The sequence below is a fragment of the Pseudomonas sp. genome, from assembly GCF_028293835.1.
In the GTDB taxonomy this organism is placed as follows: Bacteria; Pseudomonadota; Gammaproteobacteria; order Pseudomonadales; family Pseudomonadaceae; genus Aquipseudomonas.
On record NZ_JAQGNX010000027.1, the window covers coordinates 21101 to 39105 of the forward strand.

The window sequence follows — 18005 nt, forward strand, 5'->3', positions numbered from 1 at the left end:
CACAAGTCGCGCATCAAGACTGGACGCTAAAAACCTAAACTTTCCGGCATTACCATGGGTCACGCCGTCTCCGCGCGTTGCTTTTTTGTTGCCGTCCAGCCCGAGACCTTCACGATGCCCATATTTACACCCCCACAAATCGCCGAACTGACTGTCCAGGCCGGCGTGAAGAAAGCTCACCTGCCCACGCTTTCAGTGCTGATTCTTGGATTCCTGGCCGGCGCTTTCATTGCCCTGGGCTTTTTGCTGGATATCCACGTCAGCACCATGATCCCCGCGCAATGGGCGTCGTTGGGCAATCTACTCGGCGCGGCGGTGTTTCCCACCGGCTTGATCCTGGTCATTCTGGCGGGCGGCGAACTGCTCACCGGCAACATGATGAGCCTGCCCATGGCGATGTTTGCCGGTAAAATCCAGCTCTCTGCGGTGGCGCGTAACTGGCTATTGGTCACCATTGCCAACCTGCTCGGCGCGCTGTTTGTCGCCTATTTTTTCGGCCATCTGCTGGGCCTCACCGAAGGCCCGTACATGGCCAAGACCGTGGCCGCAGCGACGGCTAAAGTCAGCGCCGACTTCGGTCAGGCATTCATCTCGGGTATTGGCTGCAATTGGCTGGTGTGCCTGGCAGTCTGGTTGTCATACGCCAGCAAAGACGTGGCGGGCAAAATCCTTGGGATTTGGTTCCCGGTCATGGCCTTTGTCGCCATCGGCTTCCAGCACGTGGTCGCAAACATGTTCCTGATCCCGGCCGCCATTTTTGCTGATGCCCTGAGCTGGAGCCAGTTTGTCGAAAATTTCGTTGCCGTGTTCCTCGGCAACGCGGTCGGCGGGGCCGTTTTCGTCGGCCTGGCTTACTATGTGTCGTACAGCAAAAGCACCGCTGACCAAGCGGCACTGATCGAATACAGCGCGACGAAAATATAAAACCCGTCGGCTGCTTTGAACTGCGCTGTCGAACCCGCTATAAAAAAAAGCCCTGCTCAGGTCCATCCTGTCAGGGTTTTTCGGTTTAGGGCAAAACAATGCAAAATATCCGGGTTATATAAACTTTTATTTAAGTAAACTAAAGTTTATATTTCTACAATATTTCACCGGCCTACGTTTATAGGCGTTGTTCATACTTTTTTTGTAACGACACATTTTTCTCATTTGCCTGACACAGCTGTCACGACTGATCGCTTAAATTTAAGGTGCGCTGATGGTTACGAGCGTCCTATATTCAGGTTTGATTAATCGGGCTATGAAAAATTTCAGTATTATATTAGTTAATTACAAGTCACTCGAACTGACCAAGGCATGTCTGGATTTGTTGCGCGATGGAATGCGCAGTTGGGGTGTCCCTGTGTTGGTCGTGGATAATTATTCCGCTGACGCCAGTATTGAATATTTGCGTACGCTGGATTGGATCACACTCATCGAACGCGAAAAAGTTGGACCGGAGGCCGGCAGCGTTGCCCATGGGCGAGCGTTGGACCTCGCGTTAGAACAGGTAAAAACAGACTATGTGTTTTTATTGCACACGGACACATTCGTCTATGACCTGTCTGTATTTGACATGATGCTCAGTCACTGTTCAGGTCCACGAGAAGTTGCGGCAGTGGGTTGTGTCGAACAGTTGAATCGGGGCGTGGGTCGATCTGCCTGGCGCTTGGTTTCGCGCTGTATAAAACATTACTCGCGTCGAATTTTTCAAGCGTTGGGCATAAAAGCCAAAGCGCCGAAACCCTTTATGGAAAAGCACCTGAAGAGTTTTTGTGCGCTATGGAACGTGCGGCTGGTAAAAAAACACGGGTTGCAATTTTTGATGGATGATCGTAATCCCGGTTATGCGTTGCAGGATAAAATGGTGGCGCTCGGTTATACGATCAAATTCATATCGCCACGGAAGTTGTTTGGTTTCCTTGATCACCTTCAAAGCGGAACAGTTGCCGCTGTGGGCGGGTATGCCGGTAATCACCGCAGGGTCAAGGTCTATGAGCAGTTGATGAAAGGCGTAGCAAAATAGTAGCTATCAACCAAGCCCGGCATCAGCCGGGCACGATTAGGTGGCACTATTCAGTCCTGCATGTCTTGACGATTGATCGCTCCAGACCGGTCAGTTAGTGATTCGCCCTGGCGGGGTAGCCGGGACGATGCGCCAAGGTTCGGAACATTGACGCACGTTAGGGTAATAACCCTTGGTTGGGACGCAGTAATACCAATTGGACGCCTGAGACATAGGCGGCGGAGCCGCGGCTGCAGCGGGCCCAGACGCAGGCGGCTGGTCGTAGGGGTCTACCGCTGGCGCTGGCTGAGCCACCGGGTAATAAGCCGTAGCCGGGTAGTAATAGCCTGGCGCTGGGTAGTAATAGCCTGGCGCTGGGTAGTAATAGGCTGGATAAGACGGGTAGTAATACGCATTGGCATACGTTGCCGCCGCGTAGCCCACGCCTAAACCGATGCCCAGCCCCCACCAACCGCTGCTTCCCCAGCCACCGCCGTGATAGCCGCCACCGTGGTAGTAGCCGCCACCGCCATGGTAGTAGTTGCCGCCACCATGGTAGCCACCGCCACCGCCGTGATAACCACCGCCGCCACCTCCATGCCATCCGCCGCCGCCCTGCGCAACAGCCGGGACAGAAACCCCTGCGCCAAGCACCATTACCCCTGCAAGAACAAAACGTTTAATCGAATTAATGTTCATGATGTCTGCCAAAAAATTCCGCTACGGCCGTTTTTGCTGCCTTGCCTTGATTCTTCCCGTCCTCATAGGGACATGTGCAGGCATGCTCCTGACCGCCGTCATGGTCGGGAGTTTGTCGTACATAACGTCAAGAATAGGCCCAAACGCGCCATAGGTGAACCGCTCCCTACGCATGGCCTCATCCCGATACGACAAACCACGCTATTGAGTAGATGCGAATTGGCCCCGGAATAACGTATTGTTGTTGCCACAGACAGAAACGAAAAGCTTGGGTTATTCAGGCGGTCTTTAAAGGTAGAGGGTGTCATGAGTTACGAAAGCATGAATTGGGACAAGCTGGGTTTCGACTACATCAAAACAGATTTGCGTTATCTGTCGAACTGGCGTGATGGCGCCTGGCAGGAAGGGACGCTGACCGAAGACAACGTGCTGCACATCAGTGAAGGCTCTACGGCTCTGCACTACGGTCAGCAATGCTTCGAAGGTCTGAAGGCCTATCGTTGCAAGGACGGTTCAATCAACCTGTTCCGCCCTGATCAGAATGCAATGCGCATGCAGCGCAGTTGCGCGCGGTTGTTGATGCCGCACGTGTCCACCGAAGATTTCATCGAAGCCTGCAAAAAAGTCGTACTCGCCAACGAGCGCTTTATTCCTCCGTACGGCACTGGCGGCGCGCTCTACCTGCGCCCGTTTGTGATCGGCGTGGGCGATAACATCGGTGTGCGCACAGCACCCGAGTTCATTTTCTCGATTTTCTGCTTGCCGGTGGGCGCCTATTTCAAAGGCGGCCTGAAGCCGAATAATTTCAAGATTTCCAGTTTTGACCGTGCTGCCGCTAACGGTACCGGTGCCGCCAAGGTCGGAGGCAACTATGCAGCCAGCCTGTTGCCGGGCTCCCAAGCCAAAAAACTGAATTTCGCCGATTGCATTTATCTGGACCCACTGACACATACGAAAATCGAAGAAGTAGGTTCTGCCAACTTCTTCGCCATTACCCACGAAAACGTGTTCGTGACGCCGAAGTCGCCATCGGTGTTGCCAGGCATTACCCGGTTGTCGCTGATCGAGTTAGCGAAAACCCGCTTGAACCTCGAGGTCGTCGAAGGCGACGTATTCATCGACCGCCTGAGCGACTTCAAAGAAGCTGGCGCCTGCGGCACTGCTGCGGTCATCACACCAATCGGTGGGATTGATTACAACGACAATCTCCACGTGTTCTTCAGTCAGGAAGAAGTGGGGCCGATCACCCTAAAGCTCTACAACGAACTGACCGGTGTGCAATCGGGTGATATCGAAGCGCCTGAAGGCTGGATCGTTAAGGTCTGATGTTACCGCCTCGCTTGTAGGAGCTGCCGAAGGCTGCGATAGACCACGGAAATCGCGGCCTTCGGCAGCTCCCACAGGTTTGATTTGCCCTTGAATGTTTTTTTGAAACATCTGGAACCAAACTCGAAGAGTTATGTAATACTATAACAAATCGTGTCAGGTTCTGTTCCCGTGAAAGCACCCCTCGCTCCGTCTATTGTCAGTTCAGTGCTGGCCCAATCTGCCTGGAAACGGGTGCTGCTGGCGCTGGCCATGCTCGTGTTGCTGTGGCTGGCCATCGTTTGGGCGGTGGCCGTGCCATGAGCGCCGCTATCGCGTTAGACAATCTCACCGTCGCTTACGAGCGTCGCCCTGCGGTGCACCACATCAGTGGGCGCTTCGAGGCGGGCAGCCTGACGGCCATCGTCGGGCCTAATGGTGCTGGCAAATCAACCCTGATCAAAACCATCGCAGGCACCATGAAGCCGGCCGCTGGAAGAGTCGACCTCGGCAAAATGGCCACGCGTGCCCTGGGTTATCTGCCCCAGGCGGCGGAGATCGACCGCAGCTTTCCGCTGAGTGTGTCTGACACCGTGGCCATGGGTGCCTGGCGCAGCATTGGGCCTTTTCGCGGCCTGAGCCGTGACCAAGGCAAGCGCACTCAAGACGCTTTGCTCGCCGTGGGTCTGGAAGGATTTGAAACACGCAGCATCGGCTCGCTGTCTTCCGGGCAATTTCAACGGGTGCTGTTTGCTCGGTTGTTACTGCAAGATTCGGCAGTGATTTTGCTCGACGAACCCTTCACCGCCATTGATGCGCGCACCACCCGCGATCTGCTGGAGCTGGTTCGCATCTGGCACGGTCAGGGTCGCACGGTGATCGCCGTGCTTCACGACCTTGAGCAGGTCCGCCAGCACTTTCCACAAACCTTGCTGATGGCTCGCGAGAGCATCGCCTGGGGCGCCACTGCTGAGGTGTTGAGCGTCGCAAACCTGCGCAAGGCCCGCAACATGGCCGAGTTTTGGAGCGCAGACGCGAACCTGTGCGGCAGCCATGACGATGACAACGACGTCGATGGGGACCGCTCATGATGCTCTATACAACGCTCGTCGAGCCCTTCGTGGAGTTCGGTTTCATGCGCCGCGCTTTGGTTGCGTGCCTGGCGTTGGGTATTGGCTCTGGGCCAGTGGGCGTGCTGTTGATGCTACGGCGCATGAGCCTGGTCGGCGATGCCATGAGCCACGCCGTATTGCCGGGAGCAGCGGTGGGCTTCTTGTTCGCCGGGCTGTCGCTTCCGGCCATGGGCTTTGGCGGATTGATCGCGGGTCTGGCAGTGGCGCTGTTGTCCGGGCTGGTCAGTCGCCTCACGGCCCTTCGCGAAGACGCCAGCTTCGCCAGTTTTTACCTGACGTCGCTGGCGGCCGGGGTACTGATCGTCTCATTGCACGGCTCCAACGTTGACCTGCTGCACGTCCTGTTTGGCACCATTCTCGCCATTGATTCCAGCGCAATCTACATGGTCGGCGGGATTGCCTCGTTCACCCTGATCCTGCTCGCGCTGATCTACCGGCCTTTGGTGTTGGAGTGTTTCGACCCTGGATTCCTGAGAGCGGTGGGTGGTCGCGGTTCGCTTTATCACGTGCTGTTTCTGCTGCTTGTGGTGCTTAATCTGGTGGCCGGTTTCCAGGCATTGGGAACCTTAATGGCGGTCGGGATGATGATGCTCCCGGCCACCGCAGCACGCTTTTGGGCGACGTCCTTAAGTGCATTGATGATGATTTCAACCTTGGTGGCCACGCTTTCCGGTCTCATCGGATTGATCGTGTCGTACCACTTGGGCGTCGCCTCCGGTCCGGCCATCGTGCTCACTGCCAGCGCGTTTTACGGCTTCTCGTTGTTGTTCGGGCGCAGCGGAATTTTGCGTCGATTATTCCCCAAACCACACTTGGCCAACTAACCGATTTTTAACGCCGCTTTCTAACACCACAGCAGGGATTACCATGAAACAACCAATGCTATCGGGCGCCATGGCAGCCATTGTGCTGTCCGTATTTTCTGGTTTCGCTTCGGCTAAAACCCTGGAAGCAGTGGCTTCCTTCACCGTGATTGCCGATATGGTCCATACCGTTGGCGGCGATCGGGTACATGTCACCTCGCTGATCGGCCCCAATGGCGATCCCCACGTCTACGAACCAACACCGGCTGACGCGCAGGCGTTGAAAAAGGCTGACGTGGCCTTCGTCAGTGGTTTGCACCTGGAGGGCTGGCTGGACCGTTTGATCAAAGCGTCCGGTTACCGAGGTGAGCCGGTGGTGTTGTCCACCGGCATCAAGACCCGCAGCATGGAGGAAGACGGCAAACGCATCACCGACCCCCACGCCTGGAACAGTGCTGCCAATGGCGTAATCTACGTGGGCAATATCATCACCGCCCTGAAGCAAGCCGACCCCGAAGGCGCCAGTGTCTATCAGGCCAACGGCGACCGTTACATCGCTCAGCTACAGGAACTCGACGCCTATGCCCGCGCCCAAGTGCAGGCCATCCCCGCTGCCCAGCGCAAAGTCCTGACGTCCCATGATGCGTTCGGTTACTTCGGCGACGCCTATGGCGTGACCTTCCTCTCGCCGCTGGGATTCTCCACCGAAGCAGAACCGTCGGCTGCTGATGTCTCCAAACTGATTCGCCAGATCAAGAACGAGCACGTCAGTGCCTACTTCTTCGAAAATTCCGGTGACCCACGCCTGGTTAAACAAATCGCGGCCGCCAGCGGTGCCCAACCGGGCGGGGAGTTGTACGTCGAAGCCCTGTCTCCTGCGGACGGGCCGGCAGCCACTTATGCACAGATGTTTCGCTACAACGTCGATCAACTGACGGCGGCGATGCAAGGTAAAGTGCCTTCGGCTAAATAGCCCCAACACCACCTGTAAGAGCCAACTTGTTGGCGAAGCGTCCGAAAATCAAACGCTCGCCAACACGTTGGCTCCTACGATAAGGGTTCCACCATCGATCCGCTTCCGTCGGATTTTGACAAATTATTTGCTCGAACTACCGCTGACTAAACCCTTGAATATCCTCAAATCGACCCCGCAATAGCTCCGATTCGCCATCACTCACCCCTGAAAATCCTTCTTCCGCCGTCTTGCTGACCGCACATTCCTTTGCTACCTTGTTTCAAAATGTTAACGATGACATTTTGCCAAAAAAATAAAAACAAGAAGGAAATCGCCCATGGTAAAGCTACCTAAAGCTCTGTGTTTACTGGCGTTAAGCATCAGCTGTGGCATCGCCACGGGTGCTTTTGCCGACAGCAAGACCGGCCCGCTGAAAATCGGTGTGTCCTTCCAGGAAATCAACAATCCCTACTTCGTCACCATGAAGGACGCGTTGACCGACGCGACCAAAACCATTGGTGCGCAATTGATCGTCACTGACGCCGGTCATGATGTGTCGAAACAGGTCAGTGACATAGAAGACATGCTGCAACAAGGCATCGATATTCTGCTGATCAACCCGACTGACTCCGTCGGTGTGCAATCAGCTGTCGAAGCCGCACACAAAGCCGGGGTCGTAGTCGTTGCCGTTGACGCCCAGGCGAAGGGTCCGCTGGATTCATTCGTCGGTTCGAAAAACGTTGACGCCGGCTACCAGGCCTGTGAATACCTGGCCCAGCACATCGGCGATGCCGGTGATGTAGGGATTCTCGATGGCATTGCGGTAGTGCCGATTCTTGATCGCGTCAAAGGTTGTAAGGATGCACTGTCCAAACACCCGAAAATCAAAATCGTCAGTATCCAAAACGGCAAGCAAGAGCGTGACCAGGCGCTGACCGTGACTGAAAACATGCTCCAGGCGCAGCCGGGGCTTAAAGGCTTGTTCAGCGTCAACGACACCGGTTCGCTGGGTGCTCTTTCGGCCATCGAAGCCAGCGGGCTTGACGTCAAACTGGTCAGCGTTGACGGCGCGCCAGAAGCGATCAAAGCCATTCTCAAACCGGGCAGCAAGTTCATCGCCACCTCCGCACAATATCCACGTGACCAGGTGCGTCTGGCGTTAGGTATTGCGCTGGCGAAGAAGTGGGGCGCACAAGTGCCCGCCACGATTCCGGTGGACATCGCATTGATCGATCAGAGCAAGGCAAAAGACTTCAGCTGGTAAGCGACGCCTGCTCCGTGGCAGTTCACGGAGCAGGGCCTTACGACCTTGAAGTATTGGCGCGGAGCACCTGAGCATGAGCAGTCTTCTGAAGCTTGAAAACATCTGTAAAAGTTACCCCGGCGTGCAGGCGCTCAGCTCGATCAACCTGCAAGTCGAGCGTGGAGAAATCCACGCGTTGCTGGGCGAAAACGGCGCAGGTAAATCGACCCTGATGAAGATCCTGGTCGGTGTTGAACATCAGGACCAAGGCACTATCCTGATGGATGGCGTGGCCCAGCAATTTGCGACCTATAACGACGCAATCGCGGCCGGCATCGGCATCGTCTTTCAGGAATTCAGCCTGATCCCGTACCTCAATGCGGTGGAAAACATTTTTCTCGGCCATGAATGGGTCAATCGTTTTGGCCTGCTACGTAAGCACGCTATGCAGACCAAGGCGCAGGAGTTGTTGGACCGTCTCGGGGTCACCATCGATCTGGACTGCCCGGTTAAAGCCCTGAGCGTGGCCGAGCAACAATTCGTCGAAATCGCCAAGGCCTTGAACCTTGATGCGCGGTTATTAGTGCTTGATGAACCCACGGCAACCTTGACTCCACGTGAGGCCGAACTGCTGTTCGACATCATGCGCCAGCTCAAACGCCAAGGCGTGGCAGTGATCTTTATCTCGCACCACCTGGAAGAGATTTTCCAAGTGTGTGACCGCATCAGTGTGCTGCGCGACGGCAAAAACGTCGGCGTGACCGAAGTCGCTGACAGCGACATTGACCGGCTCGTCGAGATGATGGTTGGCCGTCGCCTGGTCAACGGTTTTCCACCCAAATCGCAAACCGCGCGCGGGCCGGTGCTGCTGCAAGTGGACGACATTCAGCTCACCCGCAACGGTCCGCACAACCGTTTCGATCTGCATCAGGGCGAGATTCTGGGCTTCGCCGGCTTGGTCGGTTCGGGCCGTACCGAATTGGCACTCGGGGTCATGGGCGCCATTCCGGTGGTGGCTAAAAAAGTGCTGCTGCGCGGGCAGCCCGTGGCATTGCGCGATCCGGCCGAGGCGTTGGCCCTGGGCATTGGTTTGCTCCCGGAAAGCCGCAAAAGCGAAGGGCTGATCGTCGATTTCAGTATTCGCGAAAACATTTCCCTGAATAACCTGAAGAAGTACGAGCACCGTGGCGGCCTGCTGAACACGGGGCTGGAAACCAATACCACTCAAGGTCTGATGAGTCAGTTGGCAATCAAAGCGCCCAGCTGCGAAAGCCGGGTGTTCAACCTCAGCGGCGGCAATCAACAGAAGGTGGTGATTGCGCGCTGGATTAATCATCACTGCGACATCCTGGTGTTTGACGAACCAACCCGTGGGATCGATGTAGGTGCCAAAGCCGAGATCTACGCATTGATGCGCAAGCTCACCGAGAAAGGGTTCGCAATCATTATGATTTCTTCGGAACTGCCCGAAATCATTGGCATGTGTGACCGCGTCGCGGTGTTCCACAAAGGGGCGATCGTCAGCGTACTGGAATCGTCCGACGTCAATCCGCAAGAGGTCATGCGCCATGCAACGGGGAACACTCAACGTGAATACGTCCATTAATACCCTCGGCGGCGCGGGGCTACGCCTTAATCTGGCGAGGCTCATGCGCTCACCGGCATTCTTGCCGTTCGTGGGTCTAGTGATCGTCACCCTGGTGATGGTTTTTGCCAGCGACAAATTTCTCACGTCGGCTAACTTGGCGAACATCGGGCGTCAGGTGTCGATCAACGCGATCATCGCCGTGGGCATGACCTGCGTGATTCTCACCGGTGGCATCGACTTGTCAGTGGGGCCGGTGATGGCCTTGTCCGGCACCCTGACGGCGGGTTTGCTGGCCGCTGGGGTCCCGCCGGCATTGGCAATCGGCGCCGGGATGCTGGTCGGCATTGCGTTCGGCCTAGGCAACGGTTTGTTCGTCGCTTACCTGCACATGCCGCCCATCATCGTCACGTTGGCGACCATGGGCATCGCCCGTGGGTTTGGCCTGATGTACACCGATGGCTACCCGATTTCCGGCCTGCCGGACTGGTTCGGTTTTTTCGGCCGTGAAAGCCTGTTCGGGATTCAGGTGCCGATATTGATCATGTTGCTGACTTACCTGTTCGCCTATGTGCTGCTGCAACACACGCGGATCGGGCGCTATATCTACGCCATCGGCGGCAACGAGGAAGCGGTACGTCTGTCAGGTGTGCGGGCAGCCAGATTCAAGTTGTTGGTGTACGGCATCAGCGGCCTGACCGCAGCCGTGGCGGGGCTGGTATTGACCTCGCGCTTGATGAGTGGCCAGCCCAACGCCGGGGTGTCCTTCGAACTCGACGCGATTGCGGCCGTGGTCCTGGGCGGCGCATCGATTGCCGGTGGGCGCGGGGTAATTCTCGGCACGTTGGTCGGCGCCTTGTTGCTTGGCGTCCTCAACAACGGCCTGAACATGTTGGGTGTGTCGCCTTACGTCCAAAGCGTGATCAAGGGCGGGATTATTTTGCTGGCGATCTACATCAGCCGGCAGCGGCATAAATAAACTTAGACCCAAGGAGCTGCCGAAGGCTGCGATAAGGCCGGTACGGCCTTCAGCAATCTGAAGATGGCGACCGGTTCCCGGTCGATCGCAGCCTTCGGCAGCTCCTTGGGTTTTAAATAGAATAAATCCAAAAACTACACGCCGATAAAGGTAGAACCTCATGAACGATAAAACTGAAACAGCCATGCAAGCCGTGGTCTGCCACGGACCGAAGGACTATCGCCTGGAGCAGATCAGCAAACCCCAGGCACGGGTCAATGAGTTGGTGATTCGCATCGCAGCCTGCGGTATTTGCGCCAGCGACTGTAAGTGCCATTCCGGCGCGGCCATGTTTTGGGGCGGTGATAGCCCGTGGGTCAAGGCGCCGGTGGTGCCAGGCCACGAATTTTTTGGTTATGTGGAACAAGTAGGCGAGGGCGCTGAAGAGCACTTCGGCGTGCAGGTGGGCGACAAAATAATTGCTGAACAAATCGTGCCCTGCGAAAAGTGCCGCTTCTGCAAATCCGGCAAGTATTGGATGTGCGAAGTGCATAACATCTTTGGCTTCCAGCGCGAAGTGGCCGAAGGCGGCATGGCGCAATACATGCGCATCCCCAAGACCGCCATCGTGCATAAAATTCCTGAGTCGGTAAGCCTGGAAGACTCGGCATTGATCGAACCGATGTCATGCGCCATTCACACGGTCAACCGTGGTGACGTCCAATTGGACGACGTATTGGTCATTGCCGGCGCTGGGACCCTTGGCTTATGCATGGTGCAAATAGCCGCGCTGAAAACGCCGAAAAAACTGGTGGTCATCGACATGGTCGACGAACGCCTGGAGCTGGCGTTGAAACTCGGTGCCGACGTGGTGATCAACCCGTCCCGGGACAACGCCAAGGCGATCATCAACAGCCTCACCGACAACTACGGCTGCGACGTCTACATCGAAACCACGGGCGTACCAGCGGGCGTGACCCAAGGTCTGGAGCTGATTCGTAAACTGGGTCGCTTCGTCGAGTTCAGCGTGTTCGGTGCTGAAACCAGCGCTGACTGGTCGATCATCGGCGACCGCAAGGAACTCGACGTCCGCGGCGCACACCTGGGGCCGTATTGCTACCCGATTGCCATCGACTTGTTCGAGCGCGGCTTGATCACCTCCGAAGGGATCGTCACCCACGACTTTGGCCTTGATGACTACGCCGAAGCCTTTGCCCTGGCCGACTCGGTGAAGTCGATCAAAGTGCTGTTGAAACCCGTTATCTAAGGCACAAACGCCATGATGAACTATGTAATCGGCGTAGACATCGGTACCCAAAGTACCAAGGCATTGCTGGTCGACAGCACGGGCAAAATCATCGCCCAGCACAGCCAGGGTTACCGGGTTGATACGCCTAAATTGCGCTGGGCCGAACAATGGCCTCAGGTCTGGCTCGATGCGGTTGAACGCTGCGTCGCCCAATGCGTGCAGACGGCGGGAGTGCCGAAAGAGCAGATCAAGGCGCTGTGCATCAGCAGCCTGTACGGTGGCTCCGGGATCGCGGTGGATGCCGATATTCAACCGTTGCACCCGTGCCTGATCTGGATGGACCGCCGCGCTGAAGAGCAAGTCGACTGGGTGCGGCAACATGTCGATCTGGATCGTTTGTATGAAATCACCGGCAACTCGGTGGACAGTTATTACGGCTTCACCAAGATCCTCTGGCTCAAGCAACAGCAACCTGAGGCATGGGGAAAAACCCGTTACTTGCTGCCGCCCAACAGCTACATCAATTACTGCCTGACGGGGGAGATTGCGGTAGATCATAGCTCGGCGGGCAACATCGGCGGGGTCTACGACGTTGCCAAGCGTCGCTGGTCCGAGGAAATGCTGACTGCATTGGGCATTCCCTTGACGTTGATGCCGCAACGGTTGTTGTATTCCGGTGAAGCGGTGGGCGGTTTGCTTGATGACTGGGCCCAGCGCCTGGGCTTAGCGCCGGGGATGCCGATATTGGCCGGCGGCGTCGATGCGGCCATGGCGACTTTTGCTGCGGGCGTTACTCAGCCGGGCAATCACGTGGCGATGATAGGCACCAGCATGTGCTGGGGTTATCTGAACCAACAGGTGGATGCGCGCCACGGACTGGTGAGCATGCCCCATGTCTACAACGGCCAAAAAGACCTGTACATTTTTGGCGGCGCTATCACCGCTGGGGCGTCCATCAGTTGGTTTCGCGAGCAGTTCTGTCAGGCCGAAGAGCTGCAGGCCCGGGAGAGCGGTGAAGACAGCCATGTGCTGCTCGAACGCCTGGCGCAGAAGATCCCAGCGGGCAGCGAAGGGCTGCTGTTTCTACCGTATTTGATGGGCGAGCGAAGCCCGATCTGGGACGCCAAAGCCAGCGGCAGTTTTGTTGGATTGACCCTGTATCACAGCCGTATTCACCTGTATCGAGCGGTGCTGGAAGGGGTCAGTTTTGCCCTGCGGCATAACATCGAAGCCGGGGCGCGCGGGGCGCATTCCCTGGACCCACGGCTGATCGTGGTGGGTGGCGCCAGCCATTCGGACCTGTGGATGCAAATCATCGCCGACATCACCCACTACCCGGTCTACACCATCGTTCAGGACGTTGAAGCGGCGATTGGCGCGGCATTATTAGCAGCGCACAGCGTGGGATTGGTGGATGACCGTCAGGTCGATGAAGGCTGGATCGAGCTGCGCCTGCGGGCCGAGCCAAAGGCTGAGAACGTCGCGCGTTACGACGCCACTTTCGCTGAATACCTGAACCTGTACCCGGCCCTCAAACCGATCATGCATCGGTTGCAACAGGCATAAACCGTAGGTCCTCCTACAGACAGGCGACTCCACCGGATACTTCATTTTGTAAAAGCACTCAAAGGTATGGGTTATGCATCGGGTACATTTCGACTTCAGTGATCAACGCATTTTGGTGACCGGTGCCAGCAGCGGCATTGGTTGGGAAGTGGCTCAACAACTGCTCGCGGCGGGTGCCGAAGTGTTTGCCATCGGTCGCGAACCCAAGGCGTTGGAACAACTTCAAGCTCAGGGTTGCCACGTCTCGCGTCTGGACATCGCCGACAGTACTGCTCTGGAAGTTGCGCTGGAGGCATTTCCCGCCATGCACGGGCTGGTCAATTGCGCGGGCATCGCCAGTCTTGAAGCGGCCGACTCAGTCAGCGCCGACGGGTTTGACCAAGTGATGGCGGTCAATGCCCGAGCGGCGGCGATTGTTGCCGGCCGGGTCGCGAAACGCATGATCTCGGAGGGCATTGCCGGAAGCATCGTCAACGTATCGAGCCAGGCCTCATTGGTCGCGCTGGATGACCATTTGAGCTACTGCGCATCCAAGGCCGCAATGGATGCGATGACCCGTGTGCAATGCGCCGAGTGGGGCAAGTTCGGGATTCGGGTCAACAGCGTCAACCCTACCGTGACCCTGACACCCATGGCGCAACAGGTCTGGAGTGCGCCGGAAAAACGTGACCCGGCCTTGGCGGCCATTCCCTTGGGACGCTTTGCCGAAACAGCGGAAGTCGCTCGACCGATTCTGTTTCTGCTTAGCGAAGCCGCATCAATGATCAGCGGCGTCAGCCTGGCCATCGACGGCGGTTACACCAGCCGCTGAATGCCGGTTTGCAGTTCACCGACAATCACCACCTGCTCCTGTGGCGCATGGGGCTGGCGCATGCGTTTGATCAGCAGGCTTACGGCGCTGGTGCCCGCCAGTTCGGCGTCATGGGCGATGCAGGCAATCGGTACACCGAAGATATCGGCGAACGGCAAACGGTCGATGCCGCAAATCACCACGCTGTCGTGGGCAATGTTCATGTCGCGCAATGCGCTCATGGCGCCCAAGGTAATCAACTGATTAAACCCGAAAATCGCATCCGGTCGGCTATGGGCCAGGTAGCCGAGGGTGGCTTGATGGGCCGGTTCAAGGGTGTAGTCGCCAGGGTAAACGTCGACCTGAATCGGCTGGCCATGCTGCTCAAGTCCTGCGCGAAAACCCTGTAAGCGCTGCTCGCTGATTTGCGAATGCTCCGGCCCGGTCAGCACCAGCAAGCGTTCAATGGCCGGGTTCTGCGCCAACAAATAACGCGCGCCTTTGAAACCACTCTGATAGTTGTCCAGAGCCACGCGGCTGAACGGACTGTCGTGCAACACCCGGTCAAGCAGCACCACTGGGGTTTCGCCCGAACTCAAGCGCGCCAGATAATCCGGCTGGTAACCCGGCTCATCCGAGACCGGCGACAAAATAATCCCGGCCACGCGATAACTCAGCAGCGTTTCCACGGCCTTGGTTTCCAGCTCTTCCAGACCGTCCGTGTCCACCAGCATGATGGTGTAGCCGTGCTTCTTCGCTTCCCGGGAAATAGCCTTGATCATCACACTGTAAAACGGGTTATCCACAGACGCGGTGATCACGCCGAGAATCTGACTCTCGCTGCTCTTCAGGCCCCGGGCAAATGCGTTCGGCACGTAATCGAGTTCACGGGCCACTTCCAGAATTCGCGCCAGTGTCGCTGGCTTGAGCAGATCGGGTTTGTTCAACGCCCGGGACACCGTGGTCGGTGTCATATTCACCCGCTTGGCGATGTCACTGATACTGACTGGGATTTTTTTCATTGAGTCGCTTGAGGTTAGAAGAGGTCCGGGTAACTGAACGAGTGTACCCAGACATTGCCGTTATCACTATCAGCCAGGCAGCCATGCGGCCAGCCAATGATCGAGATGTTTGCCTTCTAGCATCCAGTCGTCCATAACTTGGCGATGCAGCTGATCACCCATGCGCTCTGACGCATCAACGTCGTTGATGTGGGCGCGAATCGCTTCGACCCAGTCAGCGGTCGTGTTTTTGACCCGCGTAACGTTTAGGCCGTCCTGGAAGCAACGGATGTCGCTACAAATAACCGGTATTCCAAAGGCGCCGTACCTTAGCACCATCAAATTGCTTCTGAATTCGTTCGATACCGTTTGTTTGAGCGGTACCAATGCCAAATCGAGATTCAGGCGTGCCAGCGCGGCGGGGTAGGAATCAAAAGAAGGTTCGGGATGCAGTTCGTAAATATAAGGGCTCATCTCTGCCGGGCATGCTCCCATGAACACCCATTCGACTTCATTGGCGAGAGTTTTGAGCACGTCCGTCAGCAGTTGCAAGTCATCGGATTGTCTGCTGTCTCCCGACCAGCCAACCCGCAGTTTTTTGCCTCTGCGACGTTGCGATTCATGCCCTTGCCACCAGCCCAGGTCAAGGCGGTCTTCCACGATCCGGATGTCGGAGTGCAGGCTCGACAGCGCATCGGCAAGCGCCGCCGAAGACACCACGAGGCGGTCAACCAGGCGCAAGCCCTTGGTTAAAGCATCAAGCGCCTGGCGTTGCGTCAAGCCGTCTGAGTCATTGGCGAACACCGGGTACTCGTCCAACTCGTAGACGGTGAACGCTTTTGAATAGGCTTTGATCAAACGCATGGCTTCGAGGCTGTCGTCATCCAGGCGCCGCTGAAGGATCACCGCGTCGGGAGCGAATTGAGCCAGTTCGCTTATGGACAGTAGCTGTGGCGTCATTGCACCGTCGAGGCTGAGGTTATTTCGTAATGCCTCAAAGGGCTTGACCAGTCGGTTTGCCGCCGAGTCCCATGGGGCTGCAGGATGGCCCAGTACCACGGGCAGCGGGCGCCAGGACAGAGGCCGCCAGTTAAGGTCGGTGTTGAATTGCAGGCTGAAATCTTCGCCGCTCAAGGAGAAATTTTTATTGTAGGCAGGGTCACTGCTGATGATTGGCAGCCACCTGCGATACAGTTCCTCTTCCTCGGCTTTCAGGCGCAGGGTGTCAGCTTCATTCTCGCCCGTGTCGCTGTTTTTCGGTTCGTACAGCAGCGATACATGGGGCGTCCAGACAATCAGATGGCCGCTTGCGCCGACCTTTAAACACAGGTCGACACCGCTAAACGATACATTGAATTGCACTTCATCCAGGCCTTCGACTTCATGGAAAAGCGAGGCTCGAATCATCAGACAGGCGGACGAAACAGCGCTGTAATTTTGATCCACTTCCAGGCGCTGCATGTAACTGGCGCCCGATTGCGGCTGATGCAGAAATACGTTTCTGGTTGGCCCGTTCAAGCCCAGGATTACGCCGGCATGTTGTATCTGGCCATCGGCAAGCAACAGTTTCGCACCGACAATACCCACTTCCGGGCGCATGGCATGGTTGAGTAGCTCATCAAGCCAAGTGTTATGCAAGATCGCCGTGTGGTCATCGAGCAAGACCAGGTATTCACCCTTGGCCTGGCGTGCCGCCATATTGTTAATGGCCGAGTAATTAAAAGGATACGGGTATCGCAGCACCTTGATCTTATCGCTGCCCATGCTCTCGATCCCGGAAAGCCAGGCAACGGTGTCAGCCTCTTTGCTGTTGTTATCGACAATCAGGATTTCGTACTGCTGATAGGCTGTTTTTTCAAAGATACTTTCAACACAGCGAACAAGGCTGTTGAGCTGGCCCTTCGTCGTTACGAGGATCGAGACCAGCGGTTTCGCCGGGTGGCCATACTGAATGTGGTACCGCCGTGGCAATGTTTGAAGAACGTGGCTATTTTCGTAGTCGCGGACTTGAAGATGGCGTTGGAGTGTCGATATTTCGTCCGGGCTTGGTTCTGAGAGGGGCGCGCTGCAAATTAGAAGGGGTTCGCTGATATGGGCGAAACCGCTTATGCCGGAGCTTTCAATCAGGCGAAGAATCAAATCAAACTCTAGCGCTTGAGGGACGCTAGGGTCGAACCCGCCCGCATTGAGAAAAGCAGGTTGGCGGAAAATCCAGTGTCGGGAGGTGACCATAGGAAAGCTCAACAAATAGTCGAGATTAAAGTCTGGGCGCAACACAAGACCTGGAGCATTGTTGAGCTGTTGATGCAATTCGTCGGCAAAGGCCGCATGGGACCCAGGCGCGGCCATCAAACCAAGAAGCACAGCTTGCAGACTACTGGCTATAAACGTTGTGCCTGCATCAACAAGCATTATCCAGTCAACCGCGGATTGCCGTGCGACCAAGTCGTTGATCACCAGTGCCCGGTTATCTGGGGTTGCTTGCGCCCACATTAACCTATCGCCGAGGTCACTGTCGGGGAGGTTATTGCGCGGGGAAAGGACGGCAACGCTGAGTCTCGCAAATACTGACCCATTGCCGGTCAGGCTTTCCAGTGAGGCCAACAAATTACCGGGGCCGCTTTCGAAATCCGAGATGACGATCAACATTGCCGGCGCGAGAGGTGAACTCAGGCGTTGATCAACCAGCGTGCGTTGCGCGGCAGGGGTGGTACGTGCTTCCAGCCAGGTTTTT

The 18005-nt window shown here is 56.5% G+C and carries 16 protein-coding genes; 13 read left to right on the forward strand and 3 right to left on the reverse strand.

The features are described from left to right. The first annotated feature begins 114 nt into the window (after positions 1-114). Positions 115-924: a formate/nitrite transporter family protein gene (locus JWR17_RS03765; protein WP_299828449.1), complete on the forward strand. Its 810-nt coding sequence runs from the start codon at positions 115-117 to the stop codon at positions 922-924. Between the two features lie 316 nt (positions 925-1240). Then, entirely contained in the window at positions 1241-2005 is a 765-nt protein-coding gene (locus tag JWR17_RS03770; protein ID WP_299828451.1) for a glycosyltransferase, read from the forward strand. A gap of 90 nt (positions 2006-2095) precedes the next feature. On the opposite strand, the gene JWR17_RS03775 is transcribed toward JWR17_RS03770, so the two are convergent. After that, positions 2096-2683, reverse strand: a complete 588-nt coding sequence (locus JWR17_RS03775) for a hypothetical protein (RefSeq protein ID WP_299828453.1) — start codon at positions 2681-2683, stop codon at positions 2096-2098. 306 nt (positions 2684-2989) lie between these two features. Between JWR17_RS03775 and JWR17_RS03780 the strand changes: the two genes are divergently transcribed. The 11 genes from JWR17_RS03780 (at position 2990) to JWR17_RS03830 (ending at position 14291) form a co-directional block, all read left to right on the forward strand. Continuing rightward, a complete protein-coding gene (locus tag JWR17_RS03780) occupies positions 2990-4009 on the forward strand; it encodes a branched-chain amino acid aminotransferase (RefSeq protein WP_299828455.1) in 1020 nt (339 codons plus the stop codon). 171 nt (positions 4010-4180) lie between these two features. Beyond that, positions 4181-4312, forward strand: coding sequence for a hypothetical protein (locus JWR17_RS03785; protein ID WP_299828457.1), 132 nt, complete (start codon positions 4181-4183; stop codon positions 4310-4312). After that, a complete protein-coding gene (locus JWR17_RS03790) occupies positions 4309-5079 on the forward strand; it encodes an ABC transporter ATP-binding protein (RefSeq protein WP_299828459.1) in 771 nt (256 codons plus the stop codon). Before JWR17_RS03785 ends, JWR17_RS03790 begins: the two co-directional genes overlap by 4 nt. After that, a complete protein-coding gene (locus tag JWR17_RS03795; protein ID WP_299828461.1) occupies positions 5076-5945 on the forward strand; it encodes a metal ABC transporter permease in 870 nt (289 codons plus the stop codon). The genes JWR17_RS03790 and JWR17_RS03795 overlap by 4 nt, the downstream gene beginning before the upstream one ends. A gap of 43 nt (positions 5946-5988) precedes the next feature. After that, on the forward strand, positions 5989-6897 hold the full coding sequence (locus JWR17_RS03800; protein WP_299828463.1) for a metal ABC transporter substrate-binding protein: 909 nt from the start codon (positions 5989-5991) through the stop codon (positions 6895-6897). A 319-nt stretch (positions 6898-7216) separates the two neighbouring features. After that, the gene (locus JWR17_RS03805) at positions 7217-8143 is read left to right on the forward strand and encodes a substrate-binding domain-containing protein (RefSeq protein ID WP_299828465.1); all 927 of its coding nucleotides are present in this window, start codon (positions 7217-7219) and stop codon (positions 8141-8143) included. A 73-nt stretch (positions 8144-8216) separates the two neighbouring features. Further along, positions 8217-9728 (forward strand): sugar ABC transporter ATP-binding protein, encoded by a 1512-nt coding sequence (locus JWR17_RS03810; protein ID WP_299828467.1) that lies wholly within the window; start codon positions 8217-8219, stop codon positions 9726-9728. Next, positions 9691-10686, forward strand: a complete 996-nt coding sequence (locus JWR17_RS03815; RefSeq protein ID WP_299828469.1) for a ribose ABC transporter permease — start codon at positions 9691-9693, stop codon at positions 10684-10686. The genes JWR17_RS03810 and JWR17_RS03815 overlap by 38 nt, the downstream gene beginning before the upstream one ends. Positions 10687-10846: 160 nt before the next feature. Further along, positions 10847-11932, forward strand: coding sequence for an alcohol dehydrogenase catalytic domain-containing protein (locus tag JWR17_RS03820; protein WP_299828470.1), 1086 nt, complete (start codon positions 10847-10849; stop codon positions 11930-11932). A gap of 15 nt (positions 11933-11947) precedes the next feature. Then, positions 11948-13480: an FGGY-family carbohydrate kinase gene (locus tag JWR17_RS03825; RefSeq protein WP_299828477.1), complete on the forward strand. Its 1533-nt coding sequence runs from the start codon at positions 11948-11950 to the stop codon at positions 13478-13480. Positions 13481-13553: 73 nt separating this feature from the next. Beyond that, entirely contained in the window at positions 13554-14291 is a 738-nt protein-coding gene (locus JWR17_RS03830; RefSeq protein ID WP_299828471.1) for an SDR family oxidoreductase, read from the forward strand. Here the strand turns inward: JWR17_RS03830 and JWR17_RS03835 are convergent. Both JWR17_RS03835 and JWR17_RS03840 read right to left on the reverse strand, forming a co-directional pair. Then, positions 14276-15292 carry a LacI family DNA-binding transcriptional regulator gene (locus JWR17_RS03835; RefSeq protein WP_299828473.1) on the reverse strand — a complete coding sequence of 339 codons (1017 nt, stop codon included), beginning with the start codon at positions 15290-15292 and terminating at the stop codon, positions 14276-14278. The genes JWR17_RS03830 and JWR17_RS03835 overlap by 16 nt on opposite strands. A 69-nt stretch (positions 15293-15361) precedes the next feature. Further along, positions 15362-18005, reverse strand: a 2644-nt coding sequence (locus tag JWR17_RS03840; RefSeq protein ID WP_299828475.1) for a glycosyltransferase, incomplete at its 5' end; no start/stop codon positions are given.

Coding starts and splice junctions, on each gene's coding strand:
- JWR17_RS03800 (WP_299828463.1), top strand. CDS start 5,989: ATGAAACAACCAATGCTATCGGGCGCCATGGCAGCCATTGTGCTGTCC.
- JWR17_RS03810 (WP_299828467.1), top strand. CDS start 8,217: ATGAGCAGTCTTCTGAAGCTTGAAAACATCTGTAAAAGTTACCCCGGC.
- JWR17_RS03795 (WP_299828461.1), top strand. CDS start 5,076: ATGATGCTCTATACAACGCTCGTCGAGCCCTTCGTGGAGTTCGGTTTC.
- JWR17_RS03790 (WP_299828459.1), top strand. CDS start 4,309: ATGAGCGCCGCTATCGCGTTAGACAATCTCACCGTCGCTTACGAGCGT.
- JWR17_RS03835 (WP_299828473.1), bottom strand. CDS start 15,292: ATGAAAAAAATCCCAGTCAGTATCAGTGACATCGCCAAGCGGGTGAAT.
- JWR17_RS03765 (WP_299828449.1), top strand. CDS start 115: ATGCCCATATTTACACCCCCACAAATCGCCGAACTGACTGTCCAGGCC.
- JWR17_RS03780 (WP_299828455.1), top strand. CDS start 2,990: ATGAGTTACGAAAGCATGAATTGGGACAAGCTGGGTTTCGACTACATC.
- JWR17_RS03830 (WP_299828471.1), top strand. CDS start 13,554: ATGCATCGGGTACATTTCGACTTCAGTGATCAACGCATTTTGGTGACC.
- JWR17_RS03805 (WP_299828465.1), top strand. CDS start 7,217: ATGGTAAAGCTACCTAAAGCTCTGTGTTTACTGGCGTTAAGCATCAGC.
- JWR17_RS03770 (WP_299828451.1), top strand. CDS start 1,241: ATGAAAAATTTCAGTATTATATTAGTTAATTACAAGTCACTCGAACTG.
- JWR17_RS03815 (WP_299828469.1), top strand. CDS start 9,691: ATGCAACGGGGAACACTCAACGTGAATACGTCCATTAATACCCTCGGC.
- JWR17_RS03820 (WP_299828470.1), top strand. CDS start 10,847: ATGAACGATAAAACTGAAACAGCCATGCAAGCCGTGGTCTGCCACGGA.
- JWR17_RS03825 (WP_299828477.1), top strand. CDS start 11,948: ATGAACTATGTAATCGGCGTAGACATCGGTACCCAAAGTACCAAGGCA.
- JWR17_RS03775 (WP_299828453.1), bottom strand. CDS start 2,683: ATGAACATTAATTCGATTAAACGTTTTGTTCTTGCAGGGGTAATGGTG.